Below are 736 nucleotides of genomic sequence, written 5' to 3'. Positions count from 1 at the left end.
CGCGGGCCGGCCGATGGTGCGGCGCAGCCGGTCGGCCAGCAGCGCATAGGCCAGCGCGTTCAGCGCGGCGAGGCCGACAAAGGTGGCAATCAGCACCGCGCATTGCGGTGCCAGCGGCGCATCGGGGCGCAGGAACTGCGGCACGAAGGCGATGAAGAAGGCGATGGATTTCGGGTTCAGCGCGGTGACGATGGCGGCATGGCCGAAAACGCCGCCGGCGGTCACGTCGCGCCGCGCCTTGGCGGGGTCCAGCGCCTCGGCGGGGGACGAGCGCAGCAGGCGCAGGCCGAGCCAGACCAGATAGGCGGCGCCGGCCCATTTCAGCAGGGTGAACAGCGTGGCCGAGGCCAGCACCAGCGCCCCCAGCCCCAGCAACGAGGCGGTCATGGCGAGGAAATCGCCGCTGGCCACACCCAGCGCCGAGGCCACCGCCACGCTGCGCCCCTTGGACAGCGCATAGCTGAGCACCAGCAGCACGGTGGGGCCGGGGATCAGCAGCAGCGCGGTGCTTGCCGCCACATAGGCAAGCCAGAGGTCGAAGGGCATCGGGTGCTCCTTGGCCGTGTGAGACGGCCCACTCAGCCATGGATTTCGGCCGATGCCAAGCCCGAAGCGGGCCGTGCCGGCCTAGCCCAGGACGCGCCCCGCCACCGCGTCGAGCCGGGCAACCAGCGCCGGGTCGCGCTGGTCCGGGGCGGTGAGAATGGCAAAGTCGAGCGCGCGGTCGCAGCCATGC

At 72.0% G+C, this 736-nt stretch carries 1 protein-coding gene and 1 pseudogene; both read right to left on the bottom strand.

Annotated features, from left to right (window positions below):
* Nucleotides 1-546 (bottom strand): LysE family translocator (locus CVM52_RS26260; RefSeq protein ID WP_100165098.1); only part of this gene is annotated, 546 nt, incomplete at its 3' end.
* An 81-nt stretch (nt 547-627) separates the two neighbouring features.
* Nucleotides 628-736: pseudogene (locus CVM52_RS27910) on the bottom strand (S-methyl-5'-thioadenosine phosphorylase); the annotation flags it as partial.

Source organism: Pseudooceanicola lipolyticus (genome assembly GCF_002786325.1).
GTDB lineage: Bacteria > Pseudomonadota > Alphaproteobacteria > Rhodobacterales > Rhodobacteraceae > Pseudooceanicola_C > Pseudooceanicola_C lipolyticus.
The sequence above is the reverse complement of the archived record's forward strand: the minus strand, read 5'-3'. Positions and strand labels throughout refer to the sequence as shown.